Annotated in this window: 20 protein-coding genes; 15 read left to right on the top strand and 5 right to left on the bottom strand. The window is 39.5% G+C overall.

Going from position 1 to position 21,120, the window contains the following annotated elements:
• Window positions 1–105: 105 nt before the first annotated feature.
• A complete protein-coding gene (locus R2S10_RS18275) occupies window positions 106–1,260 on the top strand; it encodes an MFS transporter (protein ID WP_316841853.1) in 1,155 nt (384 codons plus the stop codon).
• 303 nt (window positions 1,261–1,563) lie between these two features.
• On the opposite strand, the gene R2S10_RS18270 is transcribed toward R2S10_RS18275, so the two are convergent.
• A complete protein-coding gene (locus R2S10_RS18270; protein WP_316841852.1) occupies window positions 1,564–1,962 on the bottom strand; it encodes a YtxH domain-containing protein in 399 nt (132 codons plus the stop codon).
• Window positions 1,963–2,148: 186 nt separating this feature from the next.
• Here R2S10_RS18270 and R2S10_RS18265 point away from each other — a divergent pair, with 186 nt between their 5' ends.
• The 3 genes from R2S10_RS18265 (at window position 2,149) to R2S10_RS18255 (ending at window position 6,180) form a co-directional block, all read left to right on the top strand.
• Window positions 2,149–3,318, top strand: coding sequence for an MFS transporter (locus tag R2S10_RS18265; RefSeq protein WP_316841851.1), 1,170 nt, complete (start codon window positions 2,149–2,151; stop codon window positions 3,316–3,318).
• 164 nt (window positions 3,319–3,482) lie between these two features.
• On the top strand, window positions 3,483–5,855 hold the full coding sequence (locus R2S10_RS18260; RefSeq protein ID WP_316841850.1) for an ABC transporter permease: 2,373 nt from the start codon (window positions 3,483–3,485) through the stop codon (window positions 5,853–5,855).
• 103 nt (window positions 5,856–5,958) lie between these two features.
• Window positions 5,959–6,180 (top strand): hypothetical protein, encoded by a 222-nt coding sequence (locus tag R2S10_RS18255; protein WP_316841849.1) that lies wholly within the window; start codon window positions 5,959–5,961, stop codon window positions 6,178–6,180.
• Window positions 6,181–6,189: 9 nt separating this feature from the next.
• Here R2S10_RS18255 and R2S10_RS18250 read toward each other — a convergent pair whose 3' ends face one another.
• Window positions 6,190–7,071 (bottom strand): dihydrodipicolinate synthase family protein, encoded by an 882-nt coding sequence (locus R2S10_RS18250; protein ID WP_316841848.1) that lies wholly within the window; start codon window positions 7,069–7,071, stop codon window positions 6,190–6,192.
• Between the two features lie 35 nt (window positions 7,072–7,106).
• Window positions 7,107–7,574, bottom strand: coding sequence for a cupin domain-containing protein (locus R2S10_RS18245; protein ID WP_316841847.1), 468 nt, complete (start codon window positions 7,572–7,574; stop codon window positions 7,107–7,109).
• Between the two features lie 104 nt (window positions 7,575–7,678).
• Here R2S10_RS18245 and R2S10_RS18240 point away from each other — a divergent pair, with 104 nt between their 5' ends.
• Window positions 7,679–9,166: a PLP-dependent aminotransferase family protein gene (locus R2S10_RS18240; RefSeq protein ID WP_316841846.1), complete on the top strand. Its 1,488-nt coding sequence runs from the start codon at window positions 7,679–7,681 to the stop codon at window positions 9,164–9,166.
• Window positions 9,167–9,182: 16 nt separating this feature from the next.
• Here the strand turns inward: R2S10_RS18240 and R2S10_RS18235 are convergent, their stop codons facing one another.
• Entirely contained in the window at window positions 9,183–9,620 is a 438-nt protein-coding gene (locus R2S10_RS18235; RefSeq protein WP_316841845.1) for a DUF3995 domain-containing protein, read from the bottom strand.
• A 222-nt stretch (window positions 9,621–9,842) separates the two neighbouring features.
• Between R2S10_RS18235 and R2S10_RS18230 the strand changes: the two genes are divergently transcribed.
• The 8 genes from R2S10_RS18230 (at window position 9,843) to R2S10_RS18195 (ending at window position 19,355) form a co-directional block, all read left to right on the top strand.
• Entirely contained in the window at window positions 9,843–10,508 is a 666-nt protein-coding gene (locus R2S10_RS18230; RefSeq protein ID WP_316841844.1) for a class I SAM-dependent methyltransferase, read from the top strand.
• 140 nt (window positions 10,509–10,648) lie between these two features.
• Complete coding sequence (locus tag R2S10_RS18225) at window positions 10,649–11,449, top strand: DUF3050 domain-containing protein (protein ID WP_316841843.1); 801 nt, start codon at window positions 10,649–10,651, stop codon at window positions 11,447–11,449.
• A 186-nt stretch (window positions 11,450–11,635) separates the two neighbouring features.
• Entirely contained in the window at window positions 11,636–12,034 is a 399-nt protein-coding gene (locus tag R2S10_RS18220; protein WP_316841842.1) for a BlaI/MecI/CopY family transcriptional regulator, read from the top strand.
• A 50-nt stretch (window positions 12,035–12,084) separates the two neighbouring features.
• Complete coding sequence (locus R2S10_RS18215) at window positions 12,085–13,626, top strand: M56 family metallopeptidase (RefSeq protein ID WP_316841841.1); 1,542 nt, start codon at window positions 12,085–12,087, stop codon at window positions 13,624–13,626.
• 69 nt (window positions 13,627–13,695) lie between these two features.
• On the top strand, window positions 13,696–16,194 hold the full coding sequence (locus tag R2S10_RS18210; RefSeq protein WP_316841840.1) for a TonB-dependent receptor: 2,499 nt from the start codon (window positions 13,696–13,698) through the stop codon (window positions 16,192–16,194).
• A gap of 48 nt (window positions 16,195–16,242) precedes the next feature.
• Complete coding sequence (locus R2S10_RS18205; protein WP_316841839.1) at window positions 16,243–16,629, top strand: nuclear transport factor 2 family protein; 387 nt, start codon at window positions 16,243–16,245, stop codon at window positions 16,627–16,629.
• Window positions 16,630–16,800: 171 nt separating this feature from the next.
• Window positions 16,801–17,214, top strand: coding sequence for a (deoxy)nucleoside triphosphate pyrophosphohydrolase (locus R2S10_RS18200; protein WP_316841838.1), 414 nt, complete (start codon window positions 16,801–16,803; stop codon window positions 17,212–17,214).
• A 5-nt stretch (window positions 17,215–17,219) separates the two neighbouring features.
• A complete protein-coding gene (locus R2S10_RS18195) occupies window positions 17,220–19,355 on the top strand; it encodes a prolyl oligopeptidase family serine peptidase (RefSeq protein WP_316841837.1) in 2,136 nt (711 codons plus the stop codon).
• A 38-nt stretch (window positions 19,356–19,393) separates the two neighbouring features.
• Here the strand turns inward: R2S10_RS18195 and R2S10_RS18190 are convergent, their stop codons facing one another.
• Window positions 19,394–19,876 carry a TlpA family protein disulfide reductase gene (locus tag R2S10_RS18190; RefSeq protein WP_316841836.1) on the bottom strand — a complete coding sequence of 161 codons (483 nt, stop codon included), beginning with the start codon at window positions 19,874–19,876 and terminating at the stop codon, window positions 19,394–19,396.
• 106 nt (window positions 19,877–19,982) lie between these two features.
• On the opposite strand from R2S10_RS18190, the gene lspA reads away from it, so the two are divergent.
• Entirely contained in the window at window positions 19,983–20,507 is a 525-nt protein-coding gene (gene lspA / locus R2S10_RS18185) for a signal peptidase II (RefSeq protein ID WP_316841835.1), read from the top strand.
• A 173-nt stretch (window positions 20,508–20,680) separates the two neighbouring features.
• Complete coding sequence (locus tag R2S10_RS18180; RefSeq protein WP_316841834.1) at window positions 20,681–21,115, top strand: PepSY-like domain-containing protein; 435 nt, start codon at window positions 20,681–20,683, stop codon at window positions 21,113–21,115.
• Window positions 21,116–21,120 lie beyond the last annotated feature (5 nt).

Here is a 21,120-nt window from a genome sequence, read left to right as displayed (position 1 = left end):
AGAATAATTCTATCTAACGCCTTTTGAATTCATACAATTGTCAGGGAAAATCACTTAAATCGTCCAAAATGATTGCTTACTTTTGCAAAGTAATTCTACCATCTAATGATTTCTAAGCAAAAACATCGTTTCTTTTTAAGTCTTTTCTTTTTCATGTCAGGTTTTAGTTTTGCTACCTGGGCATCAAGAATTCCAACGATAAAGATGGCGTTCGACCTGAATGAAGCAGAATTGGGTAGTATTTTATTGGCCTTGCCAATAGGTTCATTACTGGGCTTACCCATATCCGGTTGGTTGATTTCCCGATTCAATAGCAAAGTGCCGCTGGCTGGGGGATATGCATTAAATGCTTTTTCTTTGGCTTTAATTGGTTTTGCACATAACATCTATAGCCTGGTTGGCGCAGTGATTCTCTTCGCTTTTACTACCCGGATCTTTAATATCTCTGTAAACACACAAGCATTAACGCTGCAAAAGCAATTTGAGAAGAAAATTATTGGTTCTTTTCATGGCTATTGGAGCATCGGTGGTATTGCAGGAATTTTACTTTCTACGTTTTTACTGGCGATAAATGTATCTATTCAGCTTCATTTTACCATCGTAGCAGTTTTCATGTTGGGAATCACCCTCTACTCTTATCAGTTCCTGTTGAGTGGTGACCGTGCTAAAACCGGTAATAAACTGATCTTAAGTAAACCGGATCCTTATATTTTTTACCTTGGAATCGTCGTATTCCTATGTGCAATCTGTGAAGGAGGGATGTTTGATTGGAGTGGTATTTATTTCCAGGAAGTGATTAAAGTAGAAATTTTCACTTATGGCTATCTGATCTTTATGACCTTCATGGCAGCTTCCAGATTCTTATCAGACATCATCATTGGCAAAATCGGAATGCCAAAAACTTATATCATGAGTGCTGCATTTATCGTTTCAGGAATTAGTCTGGCGATTATCTTTCCGGTATTCTGGCCTGCAATGATTGGTTTTTCTCTCGTAGGTTTTGGAACTGCATCTATTATTCCTATGTCATATGCACTCGCCGGAGCTTCAAAAAAATACTCTCCGGGAATGGCGATCTCCATTATTGCCACTTATTCGATTACAGGAATGCTTTTAGGTCCTCCGTTGATCGGTTACCTTGCTCATGCCTTTAACCTTAGAGTTTCCTTTATCATTTTTGCCTTATGTGGACTGATGCTCATTCCCATTACCAAGATGTTTTTCAATCACCAGAAAATCGTAAACAAAGAAGGAGAGTAATTCAAGAATCCTGATTAAAATCATTGCTTAAGGTATGCCTTTGGCTTAGGGCTGCTTTCGAGCTGCTGCCGTACTGTAGTCAAATTTCCTAAATCTCTGATTAATCCTTAATAGGTGGTTGATAGGTCCTTGATAGGTCTAAATGACCTTCCAAGGGCTTATTGAAGCCCTATGGGATACGGAACAAATAAGGACTCCTATAGGGAGCAGTAGGTACTCATTCCGAAATAACAAAAGCCTATTTAGTTACAGCGTAACCGAATAGGCTTTTGGTGATTATAAAAGAAAAGGGAGGGAGGGGAATTAACTATTCAGCACTCTTTCTGCTGTTGATTTTGCATCAGAATCCAGGCTTTGTGCTTTAGATTTTAGTTGGTCTACAATACCCCCAGCAGCATTTAATGCTTCTTTTGATTTTGTTTTTGCTTTATCAATGGCTTCATCTTTAAGTTCGGCCAATTGATCCGCTTCTGATAATACTTTGCTCTTTACAAGATGTAATTTGTCCTTTGCCGCATCAGAGAGGTCTTTTGCTTTATCTGATATTTTCGTTCTGATATCTGAGCCTCTTTGTGGTGCAAACAAAACACCTATTACCGCACCGATCGCCAGCCCGGCTAACAATGCGACTACTGGTAATGTCGAGTCAGTTTTCTGAGCAGTTAATGAAGAAAGTGCCTTACGATAATTGTTGTATTTCATGGGAATAGGTTTTGTGGTTTCATCTAATTGGATGATAACCTGTTTGATATAGGAACAAGTGTTCTTCCAAAGTGTTTGAAAAAAAACAAATTAACCCGCTTGTATTTTACAGAATGAAGACGAAAAAAAGCAAATGATTTAACTAATTTTGCAGTGTGTATTTGTTACACTAACTTACAGTAGATTATGAAGAAAAGCTTACTTACTTTAACGCTTGGCGGATTGGGAATTGGCATTACAGAATTTGTAATGATGGGTCTCTTGCCTGATATTGCCAAAGATTTATCCATTACCATTCCAGAGGCAGGACATTTGATTTCTGCTTATGCTTTAGGAGTTGTGGTAGGCGCGCCATTACTGGTAGCCATTGCCGGAAGTTATCCTCCAAAAAAGATCCTGATTGCTTTAATGGTAATGTTCACCGCATTTAATGCTTTATCAGCTTTTTCTCCGGATTATACCATGATGCTTGCTGCACGTTTTCTTGCCGGACTTCCTCATGGAGCCTTTTTTGGTGTAGGATCGGTAGTTGCCAGTCGCATTGCCGGAAAAGGTAAAGAAGCACAGGCCGTTTCCTTAATGTTTGCAGGTTTAACGATTGCAAACGTAGTTGGGGTTCCTTTGGGAACTTATATTGGTCATCATTATTCCTGGAGATATACTTTTGTCATCATCGTCATTGTAGGGTTAATTACGCTCTTAAGTTTGAAACTATGGATGCCTAACCTTTCTGCAACCAAGGATAGAGACCTGAAAAAAGAACTGGCCTTTTTCAAACTTCCTGAAGCCTGGTTGATCATTTTAATGATTGCGATCGGTACAGGCGGATTGTTCTCCTGGTATAGCTACATTGCCCCATTATTGACCGATGTTTCTGGTTTCTCTGCAGACTCCATTACCTATATCCTGGTACTTGCCGGTTTAGGAATGCTTGTAGGTAATTTTATTGGCGGTAAATTAGCAGACCGTTTCTCACCAGCGAAAGCTTCAGTTTCTCTTTTGATAGCAATGGCAATTTCTCTATTTATCGTTCATTATGTTTCTTACAACCAGACGATGTCTTTAGTGATGACCTTCATTACCGGTGCAATAGCTTTTGCTGTGGCTGCCCCAATACAAATGTTGATGATCAATACCGCCAAAGGTTCTGAAATGATTGCCGCTTCTGTGAGTCAGGCAAGTTTCAATATTGGAAATGCTTTAGGAGCCTTTTTGGGTGGTTTACCATTGGCTGCGGGTTATGATTATACCTCACCGGTATGGGTAGGAACAGTGATGGCCTTAACAGGAGCGGTATTTGCCTGGTTGCTAATTTCCAGAACTAAAAAACTGGCTTTAATACCAATTAGAAAATAATAAAATTTTCTTAATCTTCTAAGACAGCAGACTGTACGCTTATGAACAGTCTGCTGTTCGCTTTTGGACAGCTTTTCAAATGAAATAGTGTATTTTAGGCCTTAACGCTCCATTCAAGGATATGGCATATAGATTGGCTATGGGGTATTAAAATACCTAGCCTTATGTTTCAACATCACTTGTTACTCATTTACCGAAATTTCAAAAGATATAAAAGTTCCTTTCTAATCAACCTGCTTGGGCTTACTGCTGGTCTGTGTTGTGCATTGCTGATATATCTTTGGGTGATGGATGAGGTACATATGGATAAGTTTCATGCCCATAATGATCAGCTCTATCAGGTGATGGAGAATGAAAAAATAGCTTCCGGAATCAATACCAGAGATGCAACATCAGGCTTACTGGGCGAATCTTTAGTGAAGGATATGCCGGAAGTGGAAGGAGCAGTAACGACTTCCCCAGCTTTTTGGTTAGCAGAAAGCAAGGTAAATACAGGAAATAGTCCAGGGATAAAAGCCGGGGGTAAATTTGCAGGAAAAGACTTTTTTAAACTATTTTCCTATCCACTAGTTGCTGGAAAAGTGGATGAGGTAATGACCGGTAAAGACAATATCGCCATTTCTGAAGGATTGGCAAAAAAGCTGTTCCAAACTACTGATGTCATCGGAAAAGAGATGGTATGGAGCAATTCTGAAATGAAAGGCGATAACCATGTTCTCATTTCGGGTGTTTTTAAAGATGTACCAGCAAATTCTTCTGATCGTTTTGATTTTCTTGTTCCTTTAACGGTGCTTTTCAGGGATTCTACCTATTTGAAATGGAGCAATCTCGGTCCGAATACTTTTCTTTTATTGAAAAAAGGAACAGATCCTATTCAGTTTAGCGCCAAAATTGAAGATTTCATGGCCAAAAAAGGTCATCCTTACCGAAGATTATTTATCCGACCAGCTGCGGATGCTTACCTCTACGGGAAATATGAAAACGGCGTAGTGACCGGTGGAAGGATTGATTATGTAAAGTTATTCTCGCTGATTGCCGTTTTTATTTTGGTGATCGCCTGCATCAATTTTATGAATTTATCTACGGCAAAAGCTTCCAGAAGAATGAAGGAAGTAGGGATTAAAAAGGTGATGGGTGCCAGCCGCAAATCATTGATCCTACAGTACATGTCGGAATCTATCATGCTGACCTTATTGTCACTATTCCTTGCTTTACTATGCGTGGAGTTATTCCTGCCGCAATTTAATGCGATTACCGGTAAAAATTTAACACTTCATTTTGATTTAAAAATGATCGGAGTATTGTTAGCCATCGCCTTGTTTACAGGGCTGTTTTCTGGTAGTTATCCCGCATTGTATTTGTCTGGATTTAATCCTGCCGCTGCATTAAAAGGGAAACTGGGAACCACCGTAGCAGAATTATGGACGCGAAAAGGATTGGTAGTTTTTCAATTTACACTCTCGGTAATCCTGATTGTGTCGGTTTTTGTGATTTACAAACAAATTGAGTTTGTACAGACGCAAAGTCCAGGATACAAAAAGGACAATGTCATGTATTTTGAGACGGAAGGAAGGTTACAGGATAATATTAGCACTTTCCTGACAGAGGTTAGAAAAGTACCAGGTGTGATTAAAGCTGCCGGGATGGATAGGAACTTTTTAGGAGATCTTAGTGCTACCACTGGTGATTTTAGATGGGAAGGAAGAGATCCTAAGGAAGTCATAAAATTTCAAAAAGGAAGAATCAGCGCGGATATGGTAGAGGTGTTAGGGATGGAAATGGCCGAGGGAAGAAGCTTTTCTAATAAATATGGTGCAGACAGTTCAAAGGTATTGGTGAATGAAGCCGCTATCAAAGTGATGCGACTTAAAGACCCGGTTGGTAAAATATTTGGGATTTGGGGGGAAGACTTTCAGATTGCAGGTGTGATCAAGGACTTTAATTATGAATCTATGCATCAGGAAGTGAGGCCAATGTTCTTCAAGTATGCAGACAAGAACTTAACCCGCGTGATGATCAAGATGAAAGCAGGATCAGAAAAAGAAACCATTGCGGGAATTCAGGAATTCTATAAAAAGTTTAATCCTGGTTTTGTGTTGACTTACCGATTCCTGGATCAGGATTTTCAGGAACAATATGTTGCCGAAACCAGGGTAGCCATATTGTCCAGATATTTTTCTGCCTTAGCAGTGATCATTTCCTGTCTAGGTTTATTCGGACTGGCTACGTTTACCGCAGAGAGAAGATTGAAAGAGATTGGCATCAGGAAGGTATTGGGCGCTTCGGAAGCCAGTATCATTATGATCTTATCAAAAGATTTTACAAAACCGGTGATTGCCGCTATTCTGATTGCTTTACCAATCAGTTATATCATGACCAAATATTGGCTAAATACCTTTGCTTATCGCATAGAATTGCAACTCTGGTATTTTGTAGCTGCAGGATTATTAGCGCTATTGATCTCCTGGTTAACTGTCGCAATTCAAGCCGTTAAAGCAGCAACGGTAAATCCGATTCAATGTCTTAAGGCGGATTAATAAGGCTTCTATGATACAGGAGGCTATTTACAGCCGATGTTTAAGAATGAAAATTGCTTATATTTGAATGCTATGGATTTCTAGGGACCATAGCATTCAAAATATGCCAGAAATACTCCTGATTTGTGTGTTGTTAATTCCTCAAACTGTAGCTGGTGTCCTTGCTTTTAGTATGGGCAGAAGCTTCTGGTTTTGGTTTTTCATTTCCTTTCTGATTCCTATCATTTCATTGATTGTTTTGTTGTTTATGGATGATAAAGGAGGCACTGCTACAAGCTATGAACTCGCAGATCATGTTCGGGAAAGAGAAAAAGAGACGCTCTGATTTTTTCATTTAAACACATTCTTGCAGTAGAATCTTCAATTCTGCTATTTCTTCCTCTGCCAATGGTAGTAATGGCCCTCTAAGTTCTCCTGCGTCTTCGCCTAATAATTCCAATCCGGCTTTGATAGATCTTGGTAGTCCTTTAGCCAGTAGGAATTTTAAAAGATCTAACTGTTTGTAAAATAGTGATTGTGCAGTCTTTAAGTCGTTTTTGCTGATCGCCTCATATAAGGAAATGTTGAGTTCGGGAATCAGATTGCTGGCGGCTGTACACCAGCCAGTAGCCCCTGCTGCAAATGCAGCTAAAGCCAATGGATTAGAGCCATTAAAAAAGGAAACTTCTTCATCCAGATCTTTGCGTAAAGTGTGCATGCGCTGAAGGTCTCCGGAACTCTCTTTAATCATGGTTACATTTGGAATTTCCAATAGCTTTTTGAGTAAGGCCGGCGACATATCTACACCACCTGTGGAGGGGTTGTTATAGGCCATGATAGGAATGGAAATCGCTTTTGCCACTGCTTCATAATGAGCGAAGATCTCCTTGTCATTGAGTTTCCAATAGCTCATTGGTAAGATCATTACCGCATCAGAACCCGCTTTTTCAGCAAACTTAGCATGGTAAATGGTTCTTTCGGTAGTGAGATTGGAGACGCCAGTAAGTACCGGTACTCTACCGGCAACCTGTTGAATGCTGGCCTCTGTAATGGCTTCTTTTTCATCATCACTCAGGTAGGGCATTACTCCAGTGCTTCCCAGTGGAGCAATGGCATGAGTACCTGCAACAACCATCCGCTCCAGTAATCTTTTGAAAAGTGGAATGTCGATTTGCTCGCGGTCGTTAAAAGGAGTGATCGGGTAGGCGATAATGCCTTTAAATATGGATTTGTTCATGTTTTTGTAATTTAATGATGGATTAATTTTTGCGTTTAGTCTCTGCCTTCTTCTTCTCTAAGTGCTACGCCTAAATGCTGTAATTGTGGGGCATTTTCACAGGCAATGTATTTAGCAGGATTTTTATCGCTTTTATTCTGGTGCCTATGCCATGCCCAAACAGGGATATAAACAGCATCTCCTGCTTGCCAGGCTACTTGTTCTCCTTCGATTTCTGTGTATCCTTCTCCTTCAATCACAAAAAGTACGGTTTCGTAAGTGTGACGGTGTTTGTTCGTGAGTTGCCCCGGTAAAAGTCCGCCGATGGTCATGCTCACATTTTTGGTGGGTAGGTCTACAAAAAATACCGGGTGTTTCCTTTCTAATGAAAACTGGTTGTGGACGCCTGCCTGTTCTACATTTTTATGAATGAACTTTTCAGGACGTTGGTAATTTGGACGGGCAAAGGTTTGATGAAAATCTTTTGATGACAATGGGCTGTTGTTTTCTGTTGATGCACTCATGATCTTTTGATTTAGTTGGAATGTTTTAAATATTAATTCGTTTTGACACTGCAAAATTTGCTTATTTTTGGCTGACTGAAATCATCCAGTTTTCACTAAAACTAATGGGCCAGATGCTAAGACCTTGGAAAACCATATTGAACCTCGAAATAGGAGCAGATAAAGCTGTTTTTCAGCAGATTGCAGATGGACTGATCGCAGAAATCATTAAAGGAAGATTGAAACCTGGTATGTCCCTGCCCGGCAGTCGTATTCTGGCCGAAGATATTGGCCTGAACAGAAAGACGGTAGTGCTGGCTTATGAGCAACTGATTGCAGAGGGTTGGCTGGAAACTGTCTACAAAAAAGGAACCTTCGTTTCGGAAAAACTTCCTATACAAAAGACCAGGCGTAAACAAAGAAATGAGGAGAGTATTTCCTCCGTCAAGAACTTTTCTTTTACCGCTTATAATGAAGGAATTCCAGCGAATATCCCTACTGATGTGCCACTAATTGTATTTAATGATGGTTTGCCAGATGTTAAACTGGCACCTTTGGACGAGCTGGCCAGAGCTTATAAGCGAATTTTTCAGCAGAAAGCCAGGTGGCGAATGTTGGGTTACGCAAATGAAAGAGGAGAAGAGCGACTCCGGATTGCCCTCTCAATGATGTTGAGTATGGATCGCGCATTAAATTTTAATGTCAACCAAATCTGTATCACCAGAGGCAGTCAAATGGCACTCTATTTAACTGCTCAGGTGTTAGTGAAGCCAGGAGATTTTGTAGCCATTGAAAACCCTGGGTATAGGCCTGCATTTGATGTGTTTAAGCATGCAGGGGCCATCATGCTTCCAGTGGGCTTAGATGAACAGGGCATCGATGTGAAACAATTGGAAGAATTGTGCAAGTCGCAGGCAATAAAAGCAGTGTATGTGACGCCGCATCATCAATTCCCGACTACCGTGAGTATGAAGGTAGACCGTAGATTGCAATTGCTGAATCTTTCTAATCAATACGGTTTTGCAATTATAGAGGACGATTATGATCATGATTACCATTTCGGGTCCAGGAGCTTACAACCATTGGCAAGTTATGCAAACGCACATAATGTGATTTATATTAGTTCATTGAGTAAGTTGATCGCACCTGCGGTAAGGGTAGGCTATGTGGCTGGTCCGGAAAGTTTTATCGATTCTTTAGCGGCTTTAAGGATGACGATTGATCGTCAGGGAGACCCTGTAATGGAGCATGCCGTTGCTGAGTTGATGGAAGAAGGCCTGGTCAATAAGCACGCGAAAAAGGCGCTGGGAATATATAGGGAGAGAAGAGCGATGATGGTTAAATATCTGGACTTATATATGAAAGAGGTCGCTGATTATGAACTTCCGGAAGGTGGGCTTGCTTTTTGGCTGGTTTTTAAGAAGCCGGTAAATACCATTCAACTTGCAGCACAGTTGCTGAATAATGGAGTCCAGGTGATTTCCACAGAAAGGTTTTCTTTTGATGAGCAACCTTTAAATGCTTTGCGTTTGGGATATGCTTCTTTGGAAGCGACTGAAATGGAGCGTGGACTCAGATTAATAGTCGCTTCTTTGATACCTGCCAGATATTAATAAATGGCGAATGAGCTTATTTTCCGCAAGACATCAATGGAATTGATAAGCTAAACAGCGAAATCAAAAGACATAAAGGGATATAGGTTCTTGTATCTTCTTTTGCAAATCCAGTTCCTTTAACACTTTTCATCATGCCGATGTACTTAAAATCACCAATGGCGCGTAAAGAAAAGATTCCAGCAATGAAATATGTTGCAATGTGGATGTAATTCATTGGGATAAAGGTTCCGATAATACCGGTGTTGGCTACTGTAATAAAGGCGAAAATGGCCAGTCCAACCGCCACCATTAAAGTTCCTGTTTTGCCAGGTTGTAAGGCTTTTTCGCCACTACTAGAAACAGGGAGCGCATTTTCCAGCGCCCAGGTACCACCAAATGCCCAATAAATATGTAAAAATGATAGGAAAAGAAAAATTAAGGCATTGATTGCCACCAGGAAAAACATCATCATAGTTATAGCTAAAAAAGGGTCGCAATATCGCAATACTTTTGGCTTTCAAGCTATAGAGCGTAGAAAAATATTTTCTTTCTTTTCTATGGCTTCAAAAAATGTTATTTTCATTAGAAAACTAAAGGGTTGTTTTATTTCTCCAGACTTGTTTTATATCTTGTAAATCGAATTGACTACTCATGTATGAGGGCAATTTGTAAATGAATTAAAAACCGCTCAATTATGGAAAATAAATGGAATGAAGATGATTTGAAAGCAGTAGGTAGTCAATTGAGTTCTCCAAAAGGAGAAGATGGAAAGAAAACCGGAGAACGCATGGCGGTTTCCAATGAAAATATGATCAAGCGCACTATCGATGCCATGAAACTTGCTGATCAGCAGCAGGTGTTGGAAATCGGACCAGGCAATGGGAGTCACTTGCCGATGCTGATGGAGCAGGCAACAGGATTACATTATATTGGAATCGATATTTCTGAGACGATGATTGAGGAAGCAAACCGAATCAATCAGGAATTGGTAGCAGCGGGTTCTGCCACTTTTTCTTTGTCGGATGGAGTTCATGTTGATTTTCCTGCCCATTCTTTTCATAAGATTTTCACCGTAAATACGCTGTATTTCTGGAAAGATCCCAAAGCTTATGCAACAGAGATTTATAAGGCGCTAAAACCAGGGGGATATTTCTGCATTGGCTTTGCCGATAAGAACTTTATGGAGCAACTCCCTTTTACGAAATGGGATTTTCAATTGTACGATACACAGATGGTTAAAGATTTACTGGAAGAAGTAGGTTTTGAAGTGATAAAAGTATGGGAGGAAAAGGAACAGGTGATAAATAATATAGGCATGGAGGTTAAAAGAGACATTATTGTCATCACTGCCGGCAAATAAAAGCACGTATTTTAATCCATTTATCAATAGTAGGAGTAAGGAATTCAATTGAAATCAGGGCTAATGTCATTTTTGAAAATTTAGGGCTGACTAAGGATATTCAATGGTACTGAATGTATACATTTGCATTTTTTATGACCATGGAAAACACAATAACTACGACTACATTAGAAAAAATTCAAGCCCATATTGAGCCATTAAGACAGGAGATTATCCAGCATAAAGTTTATGGTGTGATCAACGACCTGGAAGATTTAAGGATCTTTATGGAATACCATATTTATGCAGTTTGGGACTTTATGTCCTTGCTGAAAGCTTTGCAAATCAACCTGACTTGTACCAGCATTCCATGGTTCCCGGTGGGTTCAGGAAATACCCGTTCTTTAATTAACGAAATTGTAGCAGGTGAAGAGTCTGATGTAGACGCACTGGGAAATAAAAAGAGTCATTTTGAGATGTATCTGGATGCCATGCAGCAATGTGGAGCTGATACCAGCGCTATTGAAAGGTTTCTAAATGCTTTAAAATCGGGAGAAACGATGGATGCAGCATATCAGGTTGCAGGAACTCCGATTGAAGCCAGAGCTTTTGTTGATTTTACTTTCCAGGTGATTCATGCACAACAAGCCCATATACAAGCCAGTACTTTTACTTTTGGTAGAGAAGACCTGATTCCAAATATGTTTTTAACCATGGTTAACGACTTAAATCAAAAGTTTCCTGATCAGATTTCTTTATTTAAATATTACCTAGATAGGCATATTGAAGTGGATGGGGACCACCATAGTCACCTTGCTTTGGAAATGACTGCTGAACTTTGTGGAGATAATGAAACAAATTGGACAACAGCAGAAGAAATGAGTATGGAATCTTTGAGAAAAAGAATTGGACTTTGGGATGGTGCTTATCAGGCAATCATGAACCGTAAAAACAAGTTATAGTCTATTTACAGCAGGCCATACCGGCCTTGAAATAATTTAGAAAGGGGCAGAGAACGATGGTTTTCTGCCCCTTTCTGTTTACTATGATGTTGTTGTTGAGTGTTTTAAAGTGTGTCAGGGAATACGTTTTTCAAAAATAATCACCCTAGGTGTTGTTTCGTACGAAAACTTTCCTACCTTTAGATTATGGAAACGAATCATTCTAAAAATCCGAAGCAAATAGAGCCAACAAAAGCGGAATTGGAGATCCTACAGGTGCTATGGGAGAAGGGGCCAAGTACTGTTCGTTTGGTCAATGATAAGCTAAATGAATTTCGGGAGGTCAATTATACTTCTACTTTGAAGTTGATGCAGATTATGGCGGAAAAGGGAATTCTAACCCGTGATGAAAGCCAGATGAAACATATATATCATGTAGCGGAAAAAGAACAAACCACTAAAGATTTTCTGTTGGATAAATTTATTGATACCATGTACAATGGTTCTGCCGGTAACTTAATGATGCAATTGATGGGGAATAAGAAAACCTCTAAAGAAGATCTGGAAGCCATCAAAACCTTATTGAGTCAATTGGAAAAAGAGTAAAATCGATTAGAAATAGAAAATATATAGCACATCCTTAAAGAACCACAGGTATGGAAAGCATCATTTTTAAAACCCTATTACACTCCCTATGGCAAGGCCTGATCCTTGCTTTGCTCACTGCGGCAGTGATCATCTTTACCAGCAGATCCAGCGCCAGATTGCGTTACAATCTATTGATTTCTTGTTTTATCTTATTTTCGGCAGGTGTTTTTGCCAGCTTTATATATGAATGGAACTTTGCAACTAACACGGCTAATTTCGCGGTAATTGGGGATTCAAAATTAAACTCCAGCCTTTGGCCAGGCTTGTTACCCGCAGATTTAAGTCCTGCAGGCAGGGATGCTATCGCCAATGTACAACAGCCCTGGATTTGGATGCAAAATGTATGGTCTTATTTTAATTCCTATGCAACTACTATTGTACTGCTTTGGCTTTTAGTCATCGCTGCAAAGAGTGTTCAGTTATTTGCAGGATTGTACAGCATTAAAAGAATTCGAAATACCAAAATCACAGATGCAGGAGTATATTGGAAAAATAGGGTTCAGGAATTAGCCATCCAGTTTGGAATTAACAAGGTAGTGGCTATTGTGCAGTCTGGATTAGTAAATGTTCCAATGGTAGTAGGCTATTTTAAACCATTGATTCTGGTTCCCATTGGTTTGCTTAATAACCTTTCAAAAGAAGAAGTAGAGGCCATCATTTGCCATGAGCTGGCACATGTGAAGAGAAGAGATTATCTGGTAAATATCTTGCAGAGCTTCATGGAACTGCTGTTTTTCTTTAATCCGGCAGTATTATGGATTAGCGGATTGATCCGGGAAGAAAGAGAGAGTTGCTGCGATGATCTGGCCGTTTTGAATACGAATAATAAAGTCGGTTATATCAACGCTTTGGTTTCTTGTGAGGAGTTTCAAATGAATAAACCGCAGTATGCAATGGCTATTGCAGATCATCCTAATCAATTGTTGAAACGCGTGAAAAGAATGGTCTCCAATGATCATCCTACACTAAGCAAAATAGAACAGCGCATTATGGCGGTTGCCTTACTGACCATAGTGATGCTAAGCATGTCATTTTCATCAGTATTGAATACTCCATCGGCAATTCAAAAAACTAGTCAGAAATCATCGAATACCATTGCCGCAAAGCCGATAAAAGAGAAAACTTTTAAAACTCAGAAGGAAAGCCCAATAACGAAAAAGGAGCGTTCAATCCTTGAAAAGATGGCTGTTGCCACCCAAAAGGTATTGACAGATGCCGGAAAGAAAATATTTGAACCTGGAAAGACAAAAACGGTCATAGACAGGGCTGAATCTAAACACGAAAAATCAACCATTACCCGGAGCTTTGTTTCGGATGATGAAAGTGCGAAACGTTATAACGAGAAAACTCATGATCATATTCTGGATGATTTGATTAAAGACCGTTTAGTGGGGCGACATGAAACGTTTTCTTTCGAAATGAATAAGGATCAGTTTCTTTTGAATGGGGAAGAACTTCCGGAGGAAACCCGGAAAAGATATGCTAAAAAGTATATTAAGAGTCCCGATTGGATCATTTCCTATAAACAGGAGTTTGAGTCAAATAATTAATGTAAATGTTCATTTGGTAAGTTTTTGCTTCATGTAAAACGCTTTTCTTCAAATTAATTCTTAAAGTAAATGAAAGTATTGATCGCGGCATTTTTTGTCGCCTGGCTGAGTACAGCCCAGATTTTAGCCTTTGGTCAAAGCCAGGGTTCCATTAAACCGGCTCCGGTTTCCAATAAAGCACAGGGCGCAGGACAGATTTCAGGAAAGGTATTGAAGGATTCAGGACAAGCTTTTGACCTGGCCACAGTAGCCCTCTTCCAGGTCAGCGATAGTAGTCTTTTGAAAAGCACTTTTACAGGGGAGGATGGGAGATTTTCTTTTGATCATTTGAATCAGGGAAGTTATCAATTGAGAATTTCTGCGATGGGTTATCAGAACCTACAGACTGCGGTGCTTGTCTTGAAAGGGTCGGATATGAGGATTCAAATGCCGGGATTAATGCTGATATCAGGCGCAAAAGACCTGAAAGAAGTGGCTATTTTGGGTAAAAGGGCTTTTATTGAACGTAAAATCGATAGGACGGTGGTGAATGTCGATGCGCTGATTGCCAATTCGGGAACTACAGCCATGGATGTGCTGGAGAAATCACCAGGTGTCATCGTAGATCAGAATGGAGTCATTAGTCTCAAAGGAAAACAAGGCGTTTCCATATTTATTGATGGGAAACCGAGCTATTTGTCAGGTGCAGACCTGGAAAATTACCTCAGGTCTTTACCCTCTTCTTCACTGGATCAGATTGAACTGATGACCAATCCTCCGGCAAAATATGATGCAGCTGGACAGGGTGGTGTGATTAACATTAAAACCCGTAAAAATAAACAGACAGGTTGGAATGGCGGATTAAATCTAGGTTATACTCAGGGGCAACTTGCCAGAACTAATAACAGTTTTAATATGAACTTCCGAAAAGATAAGTTGAATTTTTTCAGCAACCTCGGCTATAGTTATCAAAATAACTTTACCGATCTGGACTTATTTCGAAAGTATAAAAATGTGGATGGCAGTACTCAATCCTTCTTTGAACAAAACAGTTATATCCGTAGAAAGGGTAATATGCTGAATGGGAAAATTGGAATGGATTATTATCAATCTGAGAAAAGTACCTGGGGATTGGTTTTAACAGGTATGGATAGAGCTGGTAAGCAAACTACAGATAATGTAAGTCAGCTTTTAAATTCAGGGCGGGAACTGGACTCTGTGGTGAAAGCGCTCAGCAAAGAAAAAGAAAGCTTTAAAAATTTGGGTGTTAACCTGAATTATCGCCATGATTTTGATAAAGCCGGTCAGCAGATTGCCTTAGATGCCGATTATCTGGTTTATAAAACCAACACCCATCAGCAGATCTTCAATTCTTCTTATTTGCCGGATCAAAGCTTAAAATCAAAAGACATCCTTCATGGAGAATTGCCTGCGAATATTAAAATTTATAGCCTGAAAGCAGATTATACCAAGCCTTTTAAGAACAATTGGAAAATGGAAGCAGGCTTAAAATCAAGTTATACCAAGACCGATAATATAGGAGCGTATAGCAATACGATTGGCGAAATCACGCTGCCGGACTTTCAAAAGAGTAACCATTTCATTTATAAAGAGAATATCAACTCCGGGTATCTGAACTTAAGCAGGGAAAGCGGTAAATGGTCTATACAATTTGGATTACGTGCAGAAAACACGATTTCTGATGGCCATCAGCTAGGAAATCCTTTGAAACCTGATTCTGCTTTCAATAGAAAATATACCAGCCTGTTTCCTACCGCCTATGTATCTTATAAGCTGGATACGCTAGGAAACAATCAGATTGGTTTGAATTATGGTCGAAGGATTGACCGCCCTTATTTCCAGGACCTGAACCCTTTTATCTCGCCACTGGATAAGTTCACTTATTATGAAGGAAATCCTTTCCTGAACCCTTCGTATACCAATAGCATCGAGCTTTCTCATACTTTTAAGAATAAGATTACCACAACTTTGAGTTATAGCGATACTAAAGATGAGGTGAATGAAACCATTGAGATTCGTGATGGGATCTATTACAGCAGACCTGGGAATATTGGCAGGAAAATAGTGAAAAGTCTGAGTGTAAATTCGGGGCTGGACTTGTTTCCCTGGCTAACCTGGCAATTCTATGGAGAACTGACCAATCTGGATGCAAGGAGTGAAGATTTTTACAGTGGAGCCTTACATACAAAGGGAACTTTCTTCTCGACTAACAATACTTTTCAATTTAAATTGAGCGAAAGTTGGACAGCTGAATGGAGTGGTTTCTATCGGACTAAAATCACCAATGCACAGTTTGTGGTAGGCCGGATGTATGGATTTAATGCAGGTATTCAAAGGAAAATTTCTCCAAGTTCCACGATAAAAATAAATGGTAATGACCTCTTTTATACCCGGATTACTAATGGGCAGATCAACAATCTAAGAAATACGGAAGCAGGCTGGCGCAATCGTTCAGACTCTAGAAATGTGGTGCTAAGTTATAGCTATCGCTTCGGGAAAACGCTTTCTGGACTAAGAAAACATAAGAATACAGGTGCAGAAGATGAGCAAAATAGAGTGAAAAATTAATATTTTCACCATCTTAGCGGCTCAACAAACAAGACGAAGCTAATTTTTATGAGTTCAGTATCATTTTTTAAAAGACAAGAAGAAGAAGCCATCCGCCTTTCCAGGATGGACTCAAATATGGCCATCTCTAACCAGGATGTTGCAGGAGTTGCTAAATATTGGATGGATGATATCATTGTGATTTCCGGTGAAGGTGGACAATATTCAGGAAAAGCGAAGTTATTGAAAACATGGAAAGAGATGTTTTCAGCTAAGCCACCTTTGTTTGAGCGTATTCCTTCATCGATTGTGATCGGAGATAGTGGTATTCTGGCTTGGGAAACTGGTGCCTGGAATTATAAAACTGAATCCTTCAGAGGCAATTATTCTGCGATGTGGCGCAAGATAAATGGCGTATGGCTGACACAGTCAGAACTATTCGTTTCGCTGGATTAACACCGGAAGAGATTTCTAAATAAAGATTTAAATCCGCTTACTGACCATTTAAAATGGAACAGCAAGCGGATTTTATATTGTCTAGCAGATTGGATTTTTGGAAATCCTGTTTAGATATGTATTAAGAATTAATATGGAAACTAGGTATGCATAAATAAATTATCTTCGGCTATGATTGAAGTTTGTTGTGCAATTATAGTGAATGAGGAAGGACGCGTATTGGTTACTCAGCGGAGCGCCAGGATGTCTATGCCTTTGAAAATGGAATTTCCGGGGGGTAAAATAGAACCTGGGGAAAGTCCGGAGGCTTGTCTGATCAGAGAAATAAAAGAAGAGCTGGATTTAAGCATTGAAATTATCGCTCCAAGACCTGCTTCCCAACATCAGTATCCAGCGTTTTCTATTCTTCTTCTTCCTTTTATATGCCGCATAGTTGGGGGAACTATTCTCTTAAAAGAGCATGCTGCTTATGCTTGGATGGAGCCATCAGAATTACTAAATTGCGATTGGGCCGAAGCTGATATTCCCATTGTCCATCAGTATTTGAATCCCTCAAATCACGTATCATCATTAACGAATAAATAGAATTTATGAAAAACTCAGGCAAAGGGTTAATATTTCTCGCCGTCATGCTTCCATTTCTTGCGGAAGCCCAGCTGAGTAATACCCCAAAAAAGACTATGATTTACCCTGAAACGAAAAAAGAAAACGTAAAAGACACCTACTTTGGCACCACTGTAGCAGATCCTTACCGTTGGTTGGAAGACGACCGGTCAGCAGAAACGAAATTATGGGTGGAAGCACAGAATGCGGTCACTAAAGCCTATCTGGCGCAGATTCCTTATAGAAATGACATCAAGGAACGTCTGAAAAAACTAATGAATTATGAAAGGTATTCTCAGCCATTTAAAGAAGGAGGGTATACTTATTATTATAAAAACACAGGCTTACAAAACCAGAGTGTGCTTTACCGTCAGAAGGAAGGTGGCGAACCAGAGGTTTTTCTTGACCCGAATACCTTTTCAAAAGATGCAACCAGCTCAATGGCAGGAATTAGCTTTTCAAAAGATGGGAGTATGGTGGCTTACCAGATTTCAGAAGGTGGTTCTGACTGGACTAAGGTAATTGTCTTGAAAGCCAGTGATAAATCAGTGGTTGGTGAAACAATAACGGATGTGAAGTTTTCCGGCATTGCCTGGCAAGGAAATACAGGCTTTTATTACAGTAGCTATGATAAACCAGTTGAAGGAAGTCAGTTATCAGGACTTACGCAATATCATAAATTGTTTTTCCATCAATTGGGGACTCCGCAAAAAGACGATCAAATGATTTTTGGTGGCGATAAAACTCCGAGACGTTATATTGGAGCCGGTTTAACGGAGGATGAGGGCTACCTAATCATTTCTGCAGCAAATTCAACTTCTGGAAATGAGCTGTATATTAAAGACCTGACCGCTAAAAACGGAGCGATTGTTCCTGTAGTTTCTAATTTTGAAAAGAATAACAACATCATTGATAATATTGGATCTAAGCTGTTTATCTATACCAATCTAAATGCGCCAAATGGCCGCGTGGTGACGGTAGATGCCGCTAATCCAGGTGTTGAAAACTGGAAAGAGCTGATTAAAGAAACAGAAAACGTATTGAGCCCTTCTACGGGCGGTGGTAAATTGTTTGCCAATTATATTAAAGATGCCGTTTCGATGGTATTGCAATATGATATGAATGGTAAGAAAGAACATGAAATTAAACTTCCTGGGATTGGTACTGCTGGTGGTTTTGGAAGTAAAAAAGAAGACAAAGAGCTATACTATACCTTCACTTCCTATGTTTATCCTTCAACCATTTTTAAGTATACAATTGCTACCGGAAAATCAGAAGTATATAAAAAATCAGGAGTAGATTTTGATCCTGCAAACTATGAGTCAAAGCAGGTATTTTATCCTTCAAAAGATGGTACAAAGGTACCGATGATCATTACTTATAAAAAAGGGATAGTATTGAATGGTAAAAATCCTACTGTTTTATATGGTTATGGAGGTTTTAATGTGAGTCTGACTCCAGCATTTAGTACGGCTAATATTGTATTGATGGAGCAGGGGGGGATTTATGCTGTGGCCAATCTTCGCGGTGGTGGAGAGTATGGCGAAAAATGGCACCTGGCAGGCACAAAATTGCAAAAGCAAAATGTCTTTGATGATTTTATTGCTGCGGGAGAATTTCTGATTGCGAATAAATACACTTCAAAAGATTACCTGGCCAGTATGGGTGGTTCAAATGGTGGATTGCTGGTTGGCGCAACAATGGCACAACGTCCGGATTTGTTTAAGGTGGCCTTTCCTGCAGTGGGGGTGATGGATATGCTCCGTTACCATAAGTTTACTGCCGGTGCAGGTTGGAGCTATGACTATGGAACGGCTGAAGATTCAAAAGAGATGTTTGAATACCTGCATAAATATTCGCCGGTTCATGCCTTAAGACCAGGGGTTAAATATCCTGCTACGCTGATTTCAACTGCGGATCATGACGACCGTGTGGTTCCTGCTCACTCTTTTAAATTTGCAGCGACCTTACAGGAAGATCAGGCGGGGGATGCACCGGTTTTAATCAGCATTCAGACCAATGCAGGGCATGGTGCAGGGAAACCAACAGATAAAGCAATTGAAGAAATTGCAGACAGATGGGCTTTTCTGTTTTATAACATGGGGGTTAATTATAAAAAATAACCCCCATAAAGATTCATAAAGAGATGTGTTTGAATTCCTTATTTCATTAGATTAAGGAATTTGGGCACATCTTTTTCATTACTGGAGAATAAGATCAATTTTTTGTCTGCTCCGTAAAGGTATAATGATGGATATTGTTTAGGATGGAATAGTGGGATGAAAACATAGTCTTTATCTTGTAAGGTACTGACGTTTTTCATCGTTTTTAAAGGCTTGGCAAAAGTATCCACGAAATAATTAATGGAGCGGAAAACATCCTGAGAAACCAGGTACAGGTTCACATTTGACAGCTCCTTCGTGTTTTTGCTTAGGTTGCCCGCTACTTTCTGACAATGCTCGCAAGTGGCATCAAAGAACATGATCAGTGATTTTTTACCTTTAGGGATCTGATCTGTAGAAAATTTCGTGGTATTCTCCTTATAAAAAACAGCCTGAGGCATCGCTGATCCTGGGGCTAGTCCTTGCGCAAAGGCGCCAATTGAAAATGCAGTGAATAGAAAGGAAAAGAAAAGTGATTTCATAAATTCTTTTTATTGATTAATATTGGCAATATCGCGTTCTCATTTGAAGAATGTGTCATTTGAATTAAAAAATACAATTCCTATATTTAGCGCTTGAGGTACCAAAATGGAAAAAAGTAAGTTTAGTGGTCTGGCGGGAAAGGTGCTGATCTTAGTAATTATATTGCTGAATGTAGGCTGTGATCAAATCAGCAAGGCCATCGTAAGAGAACATATCGATTATTATGAAAATATAAAACTTTTCAGTGATCATTTTACGCTGACTAAAGTTGAAAATTCAGGTGCTTTTCTAAGCATGGGTGATTCCCTGCATTCGGGCGTTAAATTTGTGTTACTTTTATTATTACCAGTGCTGGTTTTAGCGATGGGTATCTATTTTGTGATGACTAGAAAAGATCTGAGTCCTAGTATGGTATTTGGTGTTTGCTGTGTGATTGGTGGGGGAATAGGTAATTTATACGATAGAATTCTTTATGGATCAGTTACAGATTTTCTGCACATTGATTTTATTATATTTCAAACCGGGGTTTTCAATGCTGCTGATATGTCCATTATGGGAGGTATGCTATTGATTATTCTTGATTCTTTTCAAAAGAAAAAAGCTATACGACAACTTCATCCAGAAGCATAGGAACGTCTGCTTTTTCAGGCAATCAAAGGTTGCCTTTATCCTTAAGCATTATAATAATTACGTTCATAGCGCTGTTTAAGCGTTGAAGAACGGCATTGTATTGCTTAATTTGATTTGTTAATGAATTTAGGCGCTTTCTTTGTGGTAGAGGATAGAAACATAATTCATTTACCATGAAAAGAAAACTATTATTGGCAGTAGCTCTGCTGTTCTCAGGCCTAACTTATGCTCAGGATATCCCTGCAAAAGACGTTCCTTTGGAGGTACGCAATTCCTTTCAAAAAGCATTTCCAAATGCCACTAAAGTTGAATGGGAATTGAAAGGCGATTTGTATAACGCAGATTTTGATATCGGCAGACGTGACCATGAAGTTTGGTTCACAAATAAAGGTGCCATAGTTAAGCATAAAAAAGAAATCAGTGCGAAAGAGCTACCGGTAGCAGTATCAAATGTCATCAAGAAAAATTATACTGGCTATAGAATTGATGATGTAGATCAGTTTCAAGAAGGAAAAGTAATCCTTTACAAAGTAGAACTGAAAAAAGTAGGAGATGAAAAGAAAATAGTTTTTGACGCCAAAGGAGGTATAGTCAACCGCATATTATAATTGCC

The organism is Pedobacter gandavensis, from assembly GCF_032678745.1.
GTDB lineage: Bacteria > Bacteroidota > Bacteroidia > Sphingobacteriales > Sphingobacteriaceae > Pedobacter > Pedobacter gandavensis_C.
This window is presented reverse-complemented; position numbering and strand designations above follow the sequence as displayed.

What these genes read in the sequence shown, in the direction of transcription:
- R2S10_RS18275 (WP_316841853.1), top strand. Translation starts at nt 106, where the DNA reads ATGATTTCTAAGCAAAAACATCGTTTCTTTTTAAGTCTTTTCTTTTTC.
- R2S10_RS18270 (WP_316841852.1), bottom strand. Translation starts at nt 1,962, where the DNA reads ATGAAATACAACAATTATCGTAAGGCACTTTCTTCATTAACTGCTCAG.
- R2S10_RS18265 (WP_316841851.1), top strand. Translation starts at nt 2,149, where the DNA reads ATGAAGAAAAGCTTACTTACTTTAACGCTTGGCGGATTGGGAATTGGC.
- R2S10_RS18260 (WP_316841850.1), top strand. Translation starts at nt 3,483, where the DNA reads ATGTTTCAACATCACTTGTTACTCATTTACCGAAATTTCAAAAGATAT.
- R2S10_RS18255 (WP_316841849.1), top strand. Translation starts at nt 5,959, where the DNA reads ATGCCAGAAATACTCCTGATTTGTGTGTTGTTAATTCCTCAAACTGTA.
- R2S10_RS18250 (WP_316841848.1), bottom strand. Translation starts at nt 7,071, where the DNA reads ATGAACAAATCCATATTTAAAGGCATTATCGCCTACCCGATCACTCCT.
- R2S10_RS18245 (WP_316841847.1), bottom strand. Translation starts at nt 7,574, where the DNA reads ATGAGTGCATCAACAGAAAACAACAGCCCATTGTCATCAAAAGATTTT.
- R2S10_RS18240 (WP_316841846.1), top strand. Translation starts at nt 7,679, where the DNA reads ATGGGCCAGATGCTAAGACCTTGGAAAACCATATTGAACCTCGAAATA.
- R2S10_RS18235 (WP_316841845.1), bottom strand. Translation starts at nt 9,620, where the DNA reads ATGATGATGTTTTTCCTGGTGGCAATCAATGCCTTAATTTTTCTTTTC.
- R2S10_RS18230 (WP_316841844.1), top strand. Translation starts at nt 9,843, where the DNA reads ATGGAAAATAAATGGAATGAAGATGATTTGAAAGCAGTAGGTAGTCAA.
- R2S10_RS18225 (WP_316841843.1), top strand. Translation starts at nt 10,649, where the DNA reads ATGGAAAACACAATAACTACGACTACATTAGAAAAAATTCAAGCCCAT.
- R2S10_RS18220 (WP_316841842.1), top strand. Translation starts at nt 11,636, where the DNA reads ATGGAAACGAATCATTCTAAAAATCCGAAGCAAATAGAGCCAACAAAA.
- R2S10_RS18215 (WP_316841841.1), top strand. Translation starts at nt 12,085, where the DNA reads ATGGAAAGCATCATTTTTAAAACCCTATTACACTCCCTATGGCAAGGC.
- R2S10_RS18210 (WP_316841840.1), top strand. Translation starts at nt 13,696, where the DNA reads ATGAAAGTATTGATCGCGGCATTTTTTGTCGCCTGGCTGAGTACAGCC.
- R2S10_RS18205 (WP_316841839.1), top strand. Translation starts at nt 16,243, where the DNA reads ATGAGTTCAGTATCATTTTTTAAAAGACAAGAAGAAGAAGCCATCCGC.
- R2S10_RS18200 (WP_316841838.1), top strand. Translation starts at nt 16,801, where the DNA reads ATGATTGAAGTTTGTTGTGCAATTATAGTGAATGAGGAAGGACGCGTA.
- R2S10_RS18195 (WP_316841837.1), top strand. Translation starts at nt 17,220, where the DNA reads ATGAAAAACTCAGGCAAAGGGTTAATATTTCTCGCCGTCATGCTTCCA.
- R2S10_RS18190 (WP_316841836.1), bottom strand. Translation starts at nt 19,876, where the DNA reads ATGAAATCACTTTTCTTTTCCTTTCTATTCACTGCATTTTCAATTGGC.
- lspA (WP_316841835.1), top strand. Translation starts at nt 19,983, where the DNA reads ATGGAAAAAAGTAAGTTTAGTGGTCTGGCGGGAAAGGTGCTGATCTTA.
- R2S10_RS18180 (WP_316841834.1), top strand. Translation starts at nt 20,681, where the DNA reads ATGAAAAGAAAACTATTATTGGCAGTAGCTCTGCTGTTCTCAGGCCTA.